General features: G+C 50.1%; 18 protein-coding genes, 1 tRNA gene and 1 pseudogene. 9 read left to right on the forward strand and 11 right to left on the reverse strand.

The window, feature by feature from the left end; translation table 11 throughout:
- Positions 1–347 precede the first annotated feature (347 nt).
- From KU392_RS11890 to tnpB, 6 genes are all read left to right on the forward strand, one after another.
- Positions 348–893: a hypothetical protein gene (locus tag KU392_RS11890; RefSeq protein ID WP_217735419.1), complete on the forward strand. Its 546-nt coding sequence runs from the start codon at positions 348–350 to the stop codon at positions 891–893.
- A 98-nt stretch (positions 894–991) separates the two neighbouring features.
- Positions 992–1,258 carry a hypothetical protein gene (locus KU392_RS11895; protein WP_217735420.1) on the forward strand — a complete coding sequence of 89 codons (267 nt, stop codon included), beginning with the start codon at positions 992–994 and terminating at the stop codon, positions 1,256–1,258.
- A 186-nt stretch (positions 1,259–1,444) separates the two neighbouring features.
- The gene (gene tnpA / locus KU392_RS11900) at positions 1,445–1,798 is read left to right on the forward strand and encodes an IS66-like element accessory protein TnpA (protein ID WP_217735421.1); all 354 of its coding nucleotides are present in this window, start codon (positions 1,445–1,447) and stop codon (positions 1,796–1,798) included.
- Positions 1,799–1,870: 72 nt separating this feature from the next.
- Complete coding sequence (locus tag KU392_RS11905; protein ID WP_217735422.1) at positions 1,871–2,122, forward strand: transposase; 252 nt, start codon at positions 1,871–1,873, stop codon at positions 2,120–2,122.
- Positions 2,123–2,150: 28 nt separating this feature from the next.
- Complete coding sequence (gene tnpA / locus KU392_RS11910; RefSeq protein ID WP_217735423.1) at positions 2,151–2,561, forward strand: IS66-like element accessory protein TnpA; 411 nt, start codon at positions 2,151–2,153, stop codon at positions 2,559–2,561.
- On the forward strand, positions 2,558–2,794 hold the full coding sequence (gene tnpB / locus KU392_RS11915) for an IS66 family insertion sequence element accessory protein TnpB (protein WP_217735424.1): 237 nt from the start codon (positions 2,558–2,560) through the stop codon (positions 2,792–2,794). The genes tnpA (KU392_RS11910) and tnpB overlap by 4 nt, the downstream gene beginning before the upstream one ends.
- A 175-nt stretch (positions 2,795–2,969) precedes the next feature.
- On the opposite strand, the gene KU392_RS11920 is transcribed toward tnpB, so the two are convergent.
- Positions 2,970–4,217, reverse strand: coding sequence for a tyrosine-type recombinase/integrase (locus KU392_RS11920; protein WP_217735425.1), 1,248 nt, complete (start codon positions 4,215–4,217; stop codon positions 2,970–2,972).
- Between the two features lie 186 nt (positions 4,218–4,403).
- Positions 4,404–4,488 (reverse strand) — tRNA-Leu (locus KU392_RS11925).
- 220 nt (positions 4,489–4,708) lie between these two features.
- Between KU392_RS11925 and KU392_RS11930 the strand changes: the two genes are divergently transcribed.
- Positions 4,709–5,209 carry a HugZ family pyridoxamine 5'-phosphate oxidase gene (locus KU392_RS11930; RefSeq protein WP_217735426.1) on the forward strand — a complete coding sequence of 167 codons (501 nt, stop codon included), beginning with the start codon at positions 4,709–4,711 and terminating at the stop codon, positions 5,207–5,209.
- 32 nt (positions 5,210–5,241) lie between these two features.
- Here KU392_RS11930 and KU392_RS11935 read toward each other — a convergent pair whose 3' ends face one another.
- Positions 5,242–6,435 carry an MFS transporter gene (locus KU392_RS11935; RefSeq protein WP_217735427.1) on the reverse strand — a complete coding sequence of 398 codons (1,194 nt, stop codon included), beginning with the start codon at positions 6,433–6,435 and terminating at the stop codon, positions 5,242–5,244.
- 261 nt (positions 6,436–6,696) lie between these two features.
- Between KU392_RS11935 and htpG the strand changes: the two genes are divergently transcribed.
- Complete coding sequence (htpG, locus tag KU392_RS11940) at positions 6,697–8,613, forward strand: molecular chaperone HtpG (protein ID WP_169295501.1); 1,917 nt, start codon at positions 6,697–6,699, stop codon at positions 8,611–8,613.
- A 44-nt stretch (positions 8,614–8,657) separates the two neighbouring features.
- On the opposite strand, the gene ampD is transcribed toward htpG, so the two are convergent.
- The 3 genes from ampD to KU392_RS11955 are packed head-to-tail and all read right to left on the reverse strand — an operon-like array spanning position 8,658 to position 10,353.
- Positions 8,658–9,242 (reverse strand): 1,6-anhydro-N-acetylmuramyl-L-alanine amidase AmpD, encoded by a 585-nt coding sequence (gene ampD / locus KU392_RS11945; RefSeq protein ID WP_217735428.1) that lies wholly within the window; start codon positions 9,240–9,242, stop codon positions 8,658–8,660.
- Between the two features lie 2 nt (positions 9,243–9,244).
- Positions 9,245–9,502, reverse strand: a complete 258-nt coding sequence (locus KU392_RS11950; protein ID WP_169295499.1) for a PP0621 family protein — start codon at positions 9,500–9,502, stop codon at positions 9,245–9,247.
- Complete coding sequence (locus KU392_RS11955; RefSeq protein WP_169295498.1) at positions 9,502–10,353, reverse strand: cytochrome C assembly family protein; 852 nt, start codon at positions 10,351–10,353, stop codon at positions 9,502–9,504. The genes KU392_RS11950 and KU392_RS11955 overlap by 1 nt, the downstream gene beginning before the upstream one ends.
- A gap of 97 nt (positions 10,354–10,450) precedes the next feature.
- On the opposite strand from KU392_RS11955, the gene ffh reads away from it, so the two are divergent.
- Positions 10,451–11,878, forward strand: coding sequence for a signal recognition particle protein (ffh, locus tag KU392_RS11960; protein ID WP_169295497.1), 1,428 nt, complete (start codon positions 10,451–10,453; stop codon positions 11,876–11,878).
- 53 nt (positions 11,879–11,931) lie between these two features.
- Here ffh and KU392_RS11965 read toward each other — a convergent pair.
- From KU392_RS11965 to metG, 5 genes and pseudogenes are all read right to left on the reverse strand, one after another.
- Positions 11,932–12,006: pseudogene (locus tag KU392_RS11965) on the reverse strand (peptidoglycan-binding protein LysM); the annotation flags it as partial.
- Positions 12,007–12,029: 23 nt separating this feature from the next.
- On the reverse strand, positions 12,030–12,974 hold the full coding sequence (pip, locus tag KU392_RS11970) for a prolyl aminopeptidase (RefSeq protein WP_217735429.1): 945 nt from the start codon (positions 12,972–12,974) through the stop codon (positions 12,030–12,032).
- A 6-nt stretch (positions 12,975–12,980) separates the two neighbouring features.
- Positions 12,981–13,718: a tRNA (guanosine(46)-N7)-methyltransferase TrmB gene (gene trmB / locus KU392_RS11975; RefSeq protein ID WP_371808427.1), complete on the reverse strand. Its 738-nt coding sequence runs from the start codon at positions 13,716–13,718 to the stop codon at positions 12,981–12,983.
- A 58-nt stretch (positions 13,719–13,776) separates the two neighbouring features.
- On the reverse strand, positions 13,777–14,376 hold the full coding sequence (locus KU392_RS11980) for a class I SAM-dependent methyltransferase (RefSeq protein WP_246587462.1): 600 nt from the start codon (positions 14,374–14,376) through the stop codon (positions 13,777–13,779).
- Between the two features lie 39 nt (positions 14,377–14,415).
- Positions 14,416–16,491, reverse strand: coding sequence for a methionine--tRNA ligase (gene metG, locus KU392_RS11985; protein WP_169295494.1), 2,076 nt, complete (start codon positions 16,489–16,491; stop codon positions 14,416–14,418).
- Positions 16,492–16,531: the final 40 nt, after the last annotated feature.

A 16,531-nucleotide genomic window follows, 5' to 3' on the forward strand; every position in this document is an offset into this window, starting at 1 on the left:
AAAACGCTCCTTGTCTTGCAACTGTCTGCCTATACAGCCTATTCTAGCTGGGATTTAAAAAAGTGCCTGTTTTTTACGCCTAGAGATGCTTGTTTACCGGTAGAGTTTTAATTTAATGCTAAATAAATTAAAGTGTTATGAGTTCTTTGGGTTAGATAATGTGCATCGTGCAAGCAGGATAGACGGCATGCACGATTTGTAATAACAGAGTGTCTTATATTTTTAAAGAAAGTCTATTTAATACAAGTGATTATATTAATTAACGGTAAGCATCAGCGGGTGACAAAACGAGCATGCTTACTAATAAAATGTTAGGCGGTAAAAATTTACGGTGCAATGGTTAAAATATGAATGAAAAATTGCTTAAAAAGTACCTCAAATATGCTGGCACAGATGAAGCATTTGCGGTTCTGTTTGCTAAGAAACATATTGAGGATACCAGAGGGCATTGGGTTGATGTCGTTGATTGCAGACGATATGAAATGTCATCCGATAATTTACATTTCAGGTTTGTGGTTGGTGGGCTCTATCGGCGAAAAATTCAACCACAATATCCTTCAAAATCGCAATTTACAGTTGATGGGAAATTCTATGAGCACCGTTACATGTTAATGGTTCGAGCCATAACGTGGGAAACAGCACACAAAGACATCGAGCAGCAAAAATTGAAAGGAATAGCGCCAAGGAAATTCAAAATAACTGGTGTGAGCTACGATAAGAATCGAGACAACAAAAATTTTTTCCGTGACGATGCACCACCTGAAATAAAAGCTCTTGCAAAAAACATAAATGATCGAACTAATCCATTGTGGGATACCGCCTTGCGGTATGCCAATAAGCCAGAGTTTGTTTACAAAATTAGGCAGGTGTACCTTGCGCCAAGGCGAGCCTAACAAGGTGTTCAAGATCGTTCGCCTTGCTCACTGGGACCTCCGCTGCTGCGCTGCTGCGGCCCCTTAACACGGCGTTATGCGTAAAAGAGGAAAACAACATGGGTGCAATTTTTAAGATTCCAGGGTACATCGTCTATTTCGTTGCGGGATTATGGGGGTTCTTCATATCTCTCGGCATAGTGGTCGATCATTTGGGCTTCATAGGTGGTGCTATTGCATTTTTTCTCGCGCCAGTGACTTTGGCTTTTGCGCCATGGTACGAGGCAATAGCCAATTCAAATTGGTTCCCAGTATTGCTTGTGTACGGCGGCGGTATAGGCGCAACGATACTTATAGCAATAGGGTCAGCGATAGATGGTGATTAAACCTTGAAAACAGCATTAGCAGTCATAGTAGCGTGTGCATTTATGCTGATAGGCTGGCTTATGCTGGCTGCGTTGCTTTATGGCGTGATGTATGTGGCTTCCCAGTATGTGTTCTGTGAACACACCTTGAAGATCCCCGGTTAGTCCGTCAAGATCGTGTCCATTACCTTTTAAGTGGACACGATCATGAATGACATTATGCCCCTCAAGCCCGTGCGACGGTCTTATTCTGCCGACTTCAAGGCGGAGCTGGTCAAGGCCAGTCAACAACCCGGTGTTTCACTCGCCGGTCTGGCGCTACGCCATGGGTTGAATGCCAACCTATTGCGCCGCTGGGTACGCGAACATGAACGCGAAGGCAAGCATCTGGCCACGCAAAGCGACACGGCTATACCCTTTGTTGCGGTTTCCCTACCCGCACCGGTGAGTAGTCATTCCTGCCAGTTGCAGATGCAAGGTAAAGATCTCCAGGTCACGTTGAGTGTGCCCCTGCACCAACTGGAGCAGTGTTCCGGTTTGCTGCTCAGGTTATTGCGATGATCCGTACCGACCAGATCTGGTTGGGTACCGTAACTGTCCGGTAAAGTCATCTTTTCAAGTCGCTAATAAAATATGAACATACTTGTCCACTATCGCAAATGGACACGTATGGACTATCTAGAAGAAATCAGCCCGGAACCAACCCCGTTACCCCGTCGGCGGACGCACAGCCCGGCCTTTAAATCCCATCTGGTTGCCTTGTGCAAAAACTCCGCCGTATCGGTAGCGGCCATTGCCCGCGCCCACAACATTAACGACAACATGCTTCACCGTAATGCTCCGACCAGTGCCGTCTTGAATTTCCTCGTAGAAAAACGACAATAGGTTCCAATCTATTTTTAGGTTGGAACTTATGAACAGCACTCACACTTCTACAGACGCGTACCGGCGTCTTTCTCGCCGTCATTTCACCAAAGATTTTAAACGCAGCGTGGTTGAGCATTTGCTCAGCAATGAATTAACGGTCGCTGAGGTTGCCCGTGAACACGATTTGCATCCCAATCAATTATGCCGCTGGCGTAATGAATACCATAACCAGCAGCTGGAAACAACCCCCGCCAAATATCAAGACACTTCCTTTTTGCCCGTTACCGTGACGAAACAGTCTCTTGCCCATCAAAAGATGACGATTAAGGGACGGGATCCGCACCGGCACGATCAAACACAGGTGGCTTTAACGATCACGCTACCCAAGGGGAACTTACAGGTCCATCACCAGTGTCCGACACAGTTATTATCCATGGTCATTGAGGCGCTTAAATGATTGGCTTACCCGCAGGAACCCGCGTCTGGCTGGCGGCAGGTGTGACCGATATGCGCCGGGGCTTTGATGGTTTGGCCGCCATTGCCCAGGACGTCTTGCAACAGGATCCCTTCAGTGGTCATGTGTTTGTATTTCGTGGACGCAAAGGCGACCGCATCAAGGTGCTGTGGTGGAGTGGTGACGGCATGTGCCTGTTGGCCGAACGCTTACAATTCAAATTAGCTGACAATTAAATATATTTCTGAATTCACTTTGAGGGGCATTTAATTACCCGTTGGAGGCGGAAGTGAATGTGATTGTTTAAGTGACAAGTGACTGCATTTGGATTGTTTTTCTCTCCTTGAATAAATCTTAACTACCATAATCCATCGGTGTGCCAAATAGCATCACATCGTTTATAAGTATCCATTATGTATTTGTAAACTCAAACGGACTCACCGCCTTGACTTTATTCGCATCCAGAAAGTCAGCCCACCATTGCATCATCAGTCGTCGTTCATCCAAGTGCTCCGCCTTATAAATATATGCCGCCCGGACCGAGTTTCGTTCCTGGTGGCTCATTTGCCGTTCCACCGCATCTTTCGACCACAAGCCCGATTCAATCAACGCGCTGCAGGCCATTGTCCTGAAGCCGTGTCCGCACACTTCCGTTTTGGTATCGTAACCCATGGTGCGTAGTGCTTTGTTAACCGTGTTCTCGCTCATGGCGTTTTTAGGATTATTATCACCTGTAAAAATAAGTTCATGGTTACCTGTCCATTGATAAATGCGTCTCAATACATTTATTGCTTGTTTACTTAATGGGACCAGATGCGGGGTACGCATTTTTGCTCCACGGTGAGAAAACTTGGCGCCTTCTATGGCTTCTCGTTCGGCAGGGATGGTCCATATTGCACGCTCAAAATCAACCTCACTCCAGCGACCAAAACGTAGTTCACTGGAGCGTATAAACACCAGTAATGAGAGTTCTACGGCCATCTGTGTTAATGGACGGCCTTTGTAGTTGGATATTCGTTCCAAGAGCTCTGGAATGCGTTCAAAATCCAGGGCAGGGCGATGCTTTACTTTGCTGGCAGGAATGGTGCCGGCGATGTCCTGGGCCGGGTTGTAGTCGATTAGGCCGCTTTGAACGGCATAGCGCATGATGGATGTAATACGTTGCTGTAGGCGTGAGGCGACCTCAAGGCGACCGGAGCTTGTGACCTTTCGGATGGGTACAAGGAGATCGAGTGTTTTCAGGTCTTTGATGCTGGTTTTGCCTATTGTAGGAAATACGTCCATGACCAGGCTTTGTAAAATCCGGGCGCTATGTGCTTCGGACCATTTTTTATTATTGGCATGCCAGGCACGAGCAACTTCCTCAAATGAGTCGCCGTTGTTTTGTTCAAATTGTTCTTGCTTTTTTTGTTCACCCGGGTCTATGTTGGAAGCTAACATTTGTTTGGCTTGTGCTCGTTTTTCGCGAGCAGCTGCCAGGGGGGTGGCGGGGTATACGCCAAGCGCTAGTGTTTTTTGTTTGCCGCCAAAACGATAATTCAGCCGCCAATATTTGGATCCGTTGGAATGGACCAACAAATACATTCCTTCGCCATCCGTTAATTTGTATTGTTTGTCGGTGGGTTTCGCTGCTCTGATCTGAACGTCGTTTAAAGCCATATTGTGGTCCAATTGTTGGTATAAATGATATCGAACCAGTGTATACCAACATTTATACCAACAGCAAATGCTTGATGCCGGTAGACTTCAATTGACTTCAGTAGACTGAAAATGCCCTGAGAGCCGCATAAATAAAGGGTTTTAGGCAAAAAAATAGACGTCTGTTGACGTCCATTGATTATCTTGTGGTGCCCGGGGCCGGAATCGAACCGGCACGCCTTGCGGCGGGGGATTTTGAGTCCCCTGCGTCTACCAATTTCACCACCCGGGCAATTTTGACGTTACTGGTAATAAAACTGCAACCTGTAACGATAGGCAGGAAAGATGAAATTATATCCGGTTTTTTATTTTTTTACAGCACTGGCAGTCTTATTTCACGATAAAAGAAAGTTTTCATGAAAATTTGTCGTTTATGCAACACAAAAAAACAAGCCGGCTATAAAGTATGGGTAAAAACATCTACCCCATAACTTCAAACCAGCAGGAAACTCATGGATACCGATCTTCAAGCTGAAATAGACCGTTTACACAATGAATGCCTTTCCCTGATGATGGCAACCAACAATAAGCAGGGAGAGCCAAATGCCAGCTACACCCCTTTCACATGGCTTAATAACCGTTTTTATATTCTGGTGTCCGGTCTGGCCACGCACACGGTCAATTTGCAGCAAAACCCCAATCTGGCTATTTTGCTGGCAGACGATGAAAGCAAAACCAAAAACATCTATGCCCGTGTGCGTTTAAGCTATCAGGCCAGGGCGGAAACGGTTGATAAAAACAGCGAAGAGTATGAAAGCGCACTGGCGGCCCTGACGGAACGGGCCGGTAAAACGGTCGGTTTATTGGCGTCCTTGCCTGACTTTGTCATGGTTTGCTTGCTACCATCAAAAGGCACACTGGTGCAGGGCTTTGGCAAGGCTTTTGTTTTTGATCCGCAAAAGCGTGAAAGCGCCACCCGGCTAACCAATCGTAATATTGACGATTGGCGCTAATGTATCAGGCATGCCAGGCGCTTGGAAATGGTTTATTGTTCTTCCAGTCTGTCCCGCTCACGAAAATACGCAACATGGCGGCCATGCACCATATAAAACAGCAGCATGCATAGCAGGGCCAGCCCGGCCATGAGCCAGTACAGGTTGCGGTAGCCGGTTTCGGTAATAATGATTCCCAACAGGTAAGGGCCAAAACCCAGTCCGGCATCCAGACAGATATAAAACGTGGCGGTGGCCAGTCCCATGCGATGTGGGTTAACCACCTTGATGGCAACAGCCTGCAGGGCCGATTGCAGGCTGCCGTAACCCATGCCAATCAGGGCGGCTGCTATAAGCAACATTAGGGCTGAATCGGCTGTTGCCATGGCCGCCATCCCCAGGGCCAGTAACAGGCAGCAGGGGTACACGATCACGTTAGAACCTTTTTTGTCCAGGATTTTGCCGGCAATCGGGCGTGAAAACAGGATGACGAAAGAGTAAACAATAAAAAAGAAACCGGCTGCCGTCACCAGCTCCAGCTCAATCGAGTAGCTGTTCAGGAAGGTGAGCACGCTGGCAAAGCACAGTCCCAGCAGGAACATGACCGTTGAAACCGGCAAGGCCTGGCGTTCCACAAGATCACCCAGGGTAAAGTGAAAAGGCTGTTCGGTCGCGTGTTTGGCAGAGCCGGCTTTCAGGAAGGTAGAGGCTGCCAGGGCCAGCAGGCTGACCAGCAGGCAAAAGGCAAAAATCCATTGGAAATTGAAATTCTGGCTCATCCACAAACCCAGGAATGGGCCGATAGCCGAGGCCAGGGTGGTGCTCAGGCTGTAGTAGCCAATGCCTTCGGCCCTGCGGTGGGACGGAATAATGTGCGCCACAATGGTGCCACAGGCGGTACTGGCGATACCAATGGCCATGCCGTGCAGAAAACGGGCCAGCAGTAAAGAATAAATGGAGTCACTGAAAAAATACAGACAGCTGGTCAGGCTGAAGGCCACCAGGCCGATCAGCAGGGTTTTTTTCTGGCCAATCACATCAACCAGCTGGCCAATAAGAAGACGGCTGGTCAGGGCGCCCACAATAAAAATGCCAACGGCCAGCCCGGCCATACTGATTGAAGCGTCATAACGCTGGGTCACATAATCGCCCAGGGTAACAATCAGGAAATAAAAGACAATGGTAATAAGCAGGTTAACCCCGGTGATGATAATGAAATCAGGGGTCCACAATTTTTTTTCTTGCATGGTGGTTTTTTTTGGGGAAGAAGATTGTTATTGTTTGCCGGTTTAACAAGCCTGGTGGCATTAAAGCTGAGCAGGTAAAAGAAGGCAGGCAATAACAGGCGGCAATAATGCCAGAAGACCGTTCATTATACGCTTTTAACCAAAAGCTTGCCGGGCCCTTGAAAAAAAACGATTTGTCCCCAAGTGGGTATGAAGCCTTCAGGCCTTGCCGCCTGTTGTTATTTCAAACTCCATTCCAATTTTTTTATTTTGCCAATTACTATGAGTCAAGAAGAAGCAACTGTTCAAGCCGGCCCGCAAACCATGGGTTTTCAGGCGGAAGTCAAGCAATTACTGCATTTGATGATTCACTCCCTGTACAGCAACAAGGAAATTTTCTTGCGGGAGCTGGTTTCCAATGCCTCGGATGCCTGCGACAAGCTGCGTTTTGAAGCGATTGATAATCCTGCCTTGCTGGAAGGCGGTGCCGATTTGCAAATCAGGGTCAGCTATGACAAAGAGGCCCGTACCATTACCATTTCCGATAATGGCATTGGTTTAAGCCACGACGAGGCAATCGCCAACCTGGGCACGATTGCCCGTTCTGGCACGAAAGAGTTTTTTTCCCAGTTAAGTGGCGACAAGCAAAAAGATGCCCAGTTAATTGGCCAGTTTGGCGTGGGTTTTTATTCTTCATTCATTGTGGCCGACAAGGTTACGGTTGAAAGCCGTCGTGCCGGTGTCGCTACCAGTGAAGGCGTGCGCTGGACGTCCGAAGGCCAGGGCGACTTCACTATTGAACCAATTGAAAAGGAATCGCGCGGTACCGATATTACCTTGCACCTGCGTGCCGATGAAGATGAGTTCCTTAGCCACTGGAAGTTAAGTGAGATCCTGCGCCGTTATTCCGATCATATTTCCCTGCCGGTACTTATGCAGAAAGAAGAATATGACTCGGAAAAAGGCGAGATGGTTAAAAAGGACGAGTGGGAAGCGGTTAACCAGGCCAGCGCACTATGGACCCGTAACAAGTCTGACATTACCGACGAGCAGTATAAAGAGTTTTACAAGCATGTCAGCCATGATTTTGAAGATCCGCTGGCCTGGACCCATAATCGGGTGGAAGGACGCAGCGAATATACCCAGTTGCTGTATATTCCCAAACGTGCACCGTTTGATTTGTGGGACCGTGATGGCAAGCGTGGCGTAAAACTGTATGTGAAACGCGTCTTTATCATGGATGAAGCCGAACAGCTGCTGCCATCGTACTTGCGTTTTGTGCGCGGTGTGATTGACTCTTCTGATTTGCCGCTTAACGTTTCCCGTGAAATTCTGCAGGAAAGCCGTGATGTCCGTTCCATTCGCGAAGGCTCGGTAAAACGTATCCTGTCCCTGCTTGAAAACATGGCCGAGAATAAACCCGAAGACTACGCGACCTTCTGGGCTGAATTTGGCCAGGTGCTTAAAGAAGGTACCGGTGAAGATCCGTCCAACCTTGAGCGGATTGCCAAACTGATGCGTTTTGCTTCTACCCATACCGATGAGCCTTTGCAGAATGTCTCCCTGGCTGATTACATCTCACGCATGAAAGAAGGGCAGGACCGGATTTACTACGTGGTGGCAGACTCTTTCAATGCGGCCAAAAACAGTCCGCACCTGGAGATCTTCCGCAAAAAAGGTATCGAGGTTTTGTTGCTGTCAGACCGTGTGGACGAATGGATGATGTCTCATTTCCGCGAGTTTGAGGGCAAACAGCTGGTATCGGTTTCCAAAGGTGGGCTGGATCTTGCTGAACTGGCCGATGAAGCGGAAAAGAAAAAGCAGGAAGAAGTGGCTGAGTCCTTCAAGCCTTTGGTGGAACGGCTGAAAGAGGTTTTGAAAGACAAGGTCAAGGATGTTAATGTAACGCTGCGCCTGGTTGATTCTCCGGCTTGCGTGGTGGTTGGACAAAATGAATTAAGCCCGCACTTGCTGCGCATGTTGCAGGCGGCAGGCCAGGAAACCCCAGATTTCAAACCTGTCCTGGAAATCAACCCCGAGCATGCCATCATTACCCGTCTTCAGGCGGCTGAAGATGAGGAATTTGCCGATTGGGCCAATGTGTTGCTGGATCAGGCCCTGCTGGCTGAAGGTGCCCAGATTGCGGATCCGGCTGCGTTTGTGAAGCGGATGAATGCCTTGTTGCTCAAGTCTGCCTAATCGCATCCTGACGCAGGTATAACGACAATGCCCGGCGCCGGTTTTTATCGGGGTTCGGGCATTTGCCGTTTGGCCCAGCCACTTTCTGTTTGGTATTTTTGCCAGTCAAAGTAGGGGCCCGGGTCGGTTTTTCTGCCGGGTGCGATATGTTCATGACCACGTACCGCCCTTAAGGGGTAGCGGGCCTTTAGCACTTTGCTCAAATGGCTCAGGGTTTCATACTGTTCAGGCATGAAAGGCTCAAAGTCACAGCCTTCCAGCTCAATGCCAATAGAGAAATCATTGCAGCGTTCGCGGTCGTTAAAACGGGAGACGCCTGCATGCCAGGCGCGGTTTTCAGTGCTCACGAACTGGACAATTTCCCCATCGCGGCGGATAAGAAAATGCGCCGACACCCGCAAGTGTTTGATTGACTCAAAGAAGGGGTGTGCGTGTGGGTCAAGGCGGTTGGTAAACAGCTGCTCTATGTACGGTCCGCCATACTGGTAAGGCGGCAGGCTGATGTTATGAATGACCAGTAGCGAGACGGTTTCATTAACCGGGCGTTTGTCACAGTTGGGGGAAGGCACCAGGCGAATGTTTTTGCTTGTCTTCAGCCATCCGTGGCGGTCCAGCTGTAAAAATGGCATGCTCATTGTTTTTGGCCCAATCGGGCATGCTCTTCGGAACACCAGGTTTTGCCATGGATGAGACAGGCTTCCGAGCGGGGCAGGTGAATATGGCAGTGAGCACATTGCACCATGGCTTCGCTGGCCTGGCTTTGCCGGGTGGCGGGAGGCTGGCTGGCGTTTGATTGCATGTTTTTGAAAAGCGTCTGAACGCGACCGGCAAACATGCGGATGGCCAGCATCAGGATGATGATCAGGATGATAAAGAGAAAAAATCTCATTAGACACTCTTGTGCATAATAACGTCAAAGATAAAACGGGTACCCGTGTAGGCCAGCATGAGCAGGGCAAAACCGGTTAGCGTCCAGCGCAAGGCCAATCGGCCACGCCAGCCCCAAAGGCTTCGCCCAATCAGCAGTATGCTGAATACCAGCCAGGCCAGCAGGGTGAAAATGGTTTTGTGGTCCATGGGCAGGAACTGGCCGCTTTTGTTGAGCGACACCATAATGCCGGTGACAATAGACAGGCTGAGAGCGCCAAAACCAATCCAGATCAGTTTGAACAGGATGCGTTCCTGCTGCATGAGTGGTGGCTGGGCCTCAAGGATGCGGGTGGTGAGCGAGGGATTTTCCTGAAAATTGACGGGTTTATGCAAGTATTGGTCCAGGGCGGTCATTAAGAATGCCTGTATGGCGGCGATGGCAATAAGGCTATAGGCAAACAGTGAGATCAGCAAGTGGATCTTGAACAGATGGGTTTGTGAGGGAATGACCAGGCTGTCTGGGCTGGAAGGAAAAAGGGCGGCCAGCAGACAGATAAAGCTGGCAATCGGCAGCAGCAGCAAAAGCAGCCCGTCTATTTTGTTCAGCCTGCTTTCTATCCAGAACACGATCATGCCCAGCCAGATGGTAATGGACAGGCCCTGTGACCAGTTCAGCCTGATATGTTCTGCGTGCACGATCGCCCAGTGTACGGCGATGCCTTGCAGCACTAAGGTGGCCAAAAGACATACGCTACGGACGGAGCCGGTTTGCCTGATGGTGTTTTGTTGCACAATGGGGCGCCAAATTGACAAACTAAGCAGAAGATAGGCCAATGCGGCCAGAGAGTGCAATACAATGTCAGCTGACATAAACTGATATCTTGATTGTAGGGGTTGGGTTATTGAGGTAACAAAAACATAGTATAGCCTCTAATCCTGGTAATTCATTTATTAAAGTGCAAAATTCATGTTCGATAATTTAACTAATCGTTTGTCCCGGGTCATGAAGACCATCCGGGGAGAGGCCCGCCTGACCGAAGCCAATACGCAGGAAATGCTGCGCGAGGTACGTCTGGCATTACTTGAGGCCGATGTATCTTTGCCCGTGGTGCGTGAGTTTGTTGCCAGGGTCAAGGAAAGTGCGCTGGGTGAGGAAGTCGCCGGCAGCCTAAGTCCAGGACAGGCCCTGGTGGGGGTGGTTCATAAAGAGCTTACCGCTTTAATGGGGGGGGATCTTGGGCCGCAGGCATCCGAGCTGTCTTTGGCAACCCAGCCGCCAGCCGTTGTGTTAATGGCCGGTCTGCAAGGGGCTGGCAAAACCACGACGACCGGTAAATTGGCCAAACTGATTAGTGGGGGCGATTTACTGCAAAATGGTCGCAAGGCCGGCCGAAAAAAAGTGCTGGTGGTCAGTGCCGACGTTTATCGTCCGGCCGCTATTGAACAGTTGAAAACGGTTGCCACCCAGGTTGGGGTGGATTTCTTCCCGTCCGATGCCAGCCAGAAACCGCGTGATATTGCCCTGGCAGCCGTCGATCATGCAAAACGGCATCATTATGATGTCTTGCTGGTGGATACGGCCGGCCGTCTGGGTATTGATGAAGCCATGATGGCTGAAATCAGTATGCTGCACGAAGTGCTCAAGCCCATTGAAACCCTGTTTGTGGTGGATGCCATGCAAGGTCAGGATGCCGTGAATGTGGCCAAGGCCTTCTCCGAAGCCTTGCCCCTGACTGGTGTGGTCATGACCAAACTCGATGGTGATGCCCGGGGTGGTGCCGCCCTGTCGGTGCGGCATATTACCGGCAAGCCCCTGAAGTTTATCGGGGTTTCCGAAAAACTCGATGGTCTTGAACCTTTTCATCCCGAGCGTATGGCTCAGCGGGTGCTGGGTATGGGCGATATTGTTTCGCTGGTTGAACAGGCCCAGCGCAATATTGATATTGCCGAAGCCCAGAAGCTGGCCACCAAGATCAAATCGGGTGACCGTTTTGACCTGAATGATTTTCGTGATCAGTTGCAGCAAGTCAAGAAAATGGGGGACATGAGTTCCCTGCTTGAAAAACTGCCGGCACAGTTCGCCCAGGCAGCGGGCCAGTTGCAAAGTGGCCAGGCCGAAAAACAATTGCGCCGTACCGAGGGTATTCTTAATTCCATGACGCCCCAGGAACGGGCCAAACCCGAATTGCTGAAAGCATCGCGCAAACGTCGTATTGCGGCGGGTGCTGGGGTGCCAGTGCAGGAAGTGAACAAATTGCTTAAGCAGTTTGAGCAAATGCAGGGCATGATGAAGCAGTTCAAGAAAGGCGGTATGGGTAAGATGATGCGTGCCATGGGAGGGCTCAAGGGCCTGAAAAACATGGGCATGGGTGGTTTTGGCGGTTTCAAGAAGTAATACAAAAAAGTCCGCCTGTTGGGGCGGACTTTTTTATTAGTCATGCCAGTGCATTATTGGGGAATGCGCAGAATCTGTCCCGGGTAAATTTTATCCGGGTGGCTAAGCATAGGCTTGTTGGCTTCAAAATTGAATTCGTTAAGAAATATCATTAAGACGCGTTATCGGCAAATTTGTCGGTGGCGGCAAGCAGGGCTTTCAGGATGCCCGGCTCATTAAATGCATGGCCGGCATCGTCAATGATTTGGAATTCGGCTTGTGGCCATGCCTTGTGCAGTTCCCAGGCGGTTTTGGCCGGCGTGCAGGCATCGTAGCGTCCCTGAATGATAATGCCGGGAATACCGTGCAGTTTATGGGCATTGTCCAGCAGCTGGTTTTCTTTCATGAAACCGCCATTCGCAAAATAGTGATTTTCGATACGGGCAAAGGCGATGGCAAAATAATCATCGACATGGCTGCTGACATGGGCTTCATTCAGCAGCAGGCTGATGGTTCTTCCTTCCCATAAGCTCCAGGCCCGGGCTGCCTTGATTTGCTCTGCAAGATCGTTGCCGGTCAGCCGTTTCTGATAGGCGGCAATCAAGTCATTATGTTCTTCAGGTGGAATAGGGGCCAGGTAGTCTTCCCAGTAGTCGGGAAACAGCCATGAAGCACCTTCCTGGTAGAACCAGCGCAGTTCTTCTTTACGTACCGTAAAAATGCCCCGTACAATCAGTTCACTGACACGATTGGGATGGGTCTGGGCATAGGCCAAAGATAAGGTAGAGCCCCATGAACCACCAAAGACCAGCCATTTTTCTGCGCCCATGATGTCACGGCGCAGGCATTCCATGTCTTCAATAAGATGTGCGGTGGTGTTGTTGTGCAGGCTGGCATGTGGAAGCGAGCGGCCGCAGCCGCGCTGGTCAAACAGCAGGACATTGTATTTGGATGGATCAAACAGTTGACGGTGCTGGGGACCACACCCGGAGCCCGGTCCGCCATGCAGGAACACGGCTGGCTTTCCCTGGGGATTGCCACAAAGTTCCCAGTAAACCTGGTGGCCGTCGGTGGTTTCCAGAAAACCGGTTTTATAGGGCTCTATGGGTGGGTACATGGCAGACTAATCCTCTTTCTTTTTGAAAACCAGGTCCCACACACCATGACCCAGGCGCAGGCCACGGGTTTCAAATTTGGTTTGCGGGCGATAATCGGGCTTGGGTGCGTAATCCTTGGCGGTGTTTTCCAGCTCGGGGTTGGCCGACAGGACTTCCAGCATTTGTTCTGCATAGTTTTCCCAGTCGGTGGCGCAATGAATATAACCGCCCGGTTGTAGCCGGCTAACCAGCAGTTGTACGAACTCGGGCTGGATCAGACGGCGCTTGTGGTGCCGCTTTTTTGGCCAGGGGTCGGGGAAGTAAATATGCACGCCAGCCAGGCTGTTGGCGGGTAGCATGTTCTTGACCACCTCAACGGCATCGTGCTGGATAATGCGTACATTGTCCAGTGAGGATGCTTCAATGCGTTTGAGCATGGCACCAACACCGGCATTGAATACCTCTACGCCCAGGAAGTTTTCTTCATGGCGGGCCAGTGCGATTTTTTCAGTGGTTTCGCCCATGCCAAAACCAATCTCAAGAATGGTGGGGGCCTGTCTGCCGAATACTTTTTCATAGTTCAGGCTAGTCGGTTTGTAGGCAATCGACCATTTGTCCATCAGTCGCTCTATGGCCAGTTTTTGGCCAGGCGTCATGTGTGAGCGGCGGTGAACAAAGCTTTTGATGTGCCCGAACGGTTGTTCGGGCTTTTCGGTGCCTTCGGCAACCGGTGCGGGGTTTGTATTTTCAGTACTCATGTTAATTTCACTCGTTAAGCCATAATTGTATTTGATACGAGGCAACAAGTTGAAGATATGGGTGCTAAAACTTAAATGTCATGACTTTTGCCGGAGGAATATTGCCCCAGACGATTTCACTGTGAAACTGGCTTGCGTGGATATGGGTTTTCCAAAGCGGTGAGCGCAGGTTGTAGGTGAATTGAATGGCCAGGCCTTGATCTTTTAAAAGGGTATGCCATTGTTGCAGAATTTGCTGGCAGGTATCGGGTGGCAGGGAGATCAGGGGAAGACTGGAAACCACAGCGTTGATTTTTGCTCCGTGTGGAATAAGGGTATCCAGATGGGCAGCATTGCCATTGATGACGGTAATATGGGGAAACCGGGTTTTTAAATGACAGGCAAAGGTGTGAGAAAATTCAATCACATAAAGTTTGTCGGGGGAAACGCCGTGATCCAGGATGGCCTGAGTAATCACGCCCGTTCCCCCGCCCAGCTCAATGATGATACCATCATTGTCCAGGGGAATGTGCCGGGCCATTTGCCGGGCCAGCTTTTTGGAGCTGGGGCAAATGGCGCCGGTAAACTTTGGTTGGTTGATCAGTTCCTGGAGGAACATGAACGGGCCTGCTGTTTTTACGATACTGCTGATCTTTTTGGCTTGTTGCCACCAGACTCCATCCATATGCCATCCTGTTGCGAGATAAATTGATCTTGCTGTTAGTTAGTGAATACGCATACCGGGTTGTGCACCTTCCCAAGGCTCGAGAATGTAAATGCCGGGGTGGTTTTTTTCGTCGGCATGGCTGGCTGCAAGCACCATCCCTTCGGAAATGCCGAATTTCATTTTACGAGGAGCCAGGTTGGCAACCATAACGGTTAGTTTACCCACCAGATCTTCTGGATTATATGCTTCTTTTATGCCTGAGAAAACATTTCTGTGACGGCCTTCGCCGACATCGAGGGTCATGCGTAACAGTTTGGTGGAACCTTCCACATGTTCGCAGTTGACGATTTTGGCAATGCGCAGGTCAATCTTGGCGAAATCGTCAATTTTGATGGTTTCGGCAATGGGCTCGCCACCGGGAATCAGTGCTTCTGGTGCTGGCGGTTCGAACAGGTCATCCAGCATTTTGGGGTCGACCCGTTGCATCAAGTGCTTGAAGGGGGCGATGTGTTCAGGCAATTGCGCGGCATCCTGCCAGGTGAAGTCGCTGTTTTGTTCGAAAAGCTCAGTGGCAATCCGCTTGGAGAGCGCGGGCAAGACGGGGGTCAGCATGACTGACAAAGCCTTGAAGCCGGCAATGGCGCGCGAACAGATATCCTGCAGTTTGTCTTTCTGGTCCTGTTCAGCAGTGCTGATGCCTTTGGCCAGTACCCAGGGCTGGGCGTTGTCGAAGGCCTGGTTGACCTTGTCGGCGTAGGCCATCAGGGTGCGGATGGCGCGGCCATATTCGCGTGCCTCGAAGTCATTGCGAACGTTTTCGGTGACACTGGCGATTTCTGTGGTGAAAGCGTTGATATCGCCCTGGTAAGCCAGTTTTCCATCAAAGTGTTTGCTGATGAAGTTGGCGGCACGGCTGGCAATGTTAATGTATTTGCCAATCAGGTCGCTATTGACGCGGGCAATGAAATCATCGGGGTTGAAATCAATGTCTTCAACCCGTGCATTCAGTTTGGCGGCGATATAGTAACGCATCCATTCGGCATTCATGCCCAGTTCAAGATATTTGATGGGCGAAATGCCGGTGCCACGGCTTTTGGACATTTTCTCGCCACTGACGGTAATGAAACCGTGCACGAACAGGGAATCAGGTACTTTACGGCCTGAAAACTTGAGCGTTGCGGGCCAGAACAGGGCGTGGAAATAAATAATGTCCTTGCCAATGAAGTGAACCTGTTCGGTGTTGCCGTTGGGATCCAGCAGGCCGTCAAAGTCAAGGCCGGTTTTCTTGCAGTAGGCTTTTAAAGAGGCCAGGTAGCCAACCGGTGCGTCCAGCCATACGTAAAAATACTTGCCGGGTTCATCGGGGATTTCAATGCCAAAATAGGGGGCATCGCGTGAAATGTCCCAGTCGTTAAGATTGCTTTGACTTTCGCCATCTTCAGCGTTGCCCAGCCATTCACGGGTTTTGGCCAGTACTTCGTTTTGCAGGCGTTTTTGGCCGCGGGCATTGGTGCCGTTGGTCCACTCTTTCAGGAACTCAACGCAGCGCGGGTCGGACAGCTTGAAGAAAAAGTGCTCGGACGATTTCAATACCGGCGTGGCATTGGTCAGGGTGGAGTAAGGGTTGATCAGTTCGGTGGGGGCGTAAACGGCGCTGCACACTTCACAGGAATCACCATACTGGTCTTTGGCATGGCATTTGGGGCATTCACCCTTGATATAACGATCGGGCAGAAACATGCCCTTGACCGGATCGTAGAACTGCTCGATGGTTTTGCTGCTGATGAAACCGGCTGCTTTCAGGGCCTTGTAAATGTCACCCGACAGCTGTGTGTTTTCTTCACTGTGCGTGCTGTGCCAGTGGTCAAACTTGATGTGGAAACCATTCAGGTAAGTGGGACGTTCATTGGCATAACGGGCAACGAGTTCTTCCGGGCTGATGCCTTCTTTTTCGGCCTTGAGCATAATGGGAGCGCCATGGGCGTCATCGGCACCGACAAAATGAACGGTATGGCCCGACATGCGCATGGTGCGAACCCAGATATCGGCCTGGATGTATTCCATGATATGGCCAATATGAAATGAGCCGTTGGCATAAGGGAGTGCGGTGGTAACAAAAATCGTGCGTGTCATGAACAATTACAGTAAAAATTAAACAGTTGAATGATTTTAG

Origin of the sequence: Advenella alkanexedens (genome assembly GCF_019132845.1) — a bacterium.
GTDB lineage: Bacteria > Pseudomonadota > Gammaproteobacteria > Burkholderiales > Burkholderiaceae_B > Advenella > Advenella alkanexedens.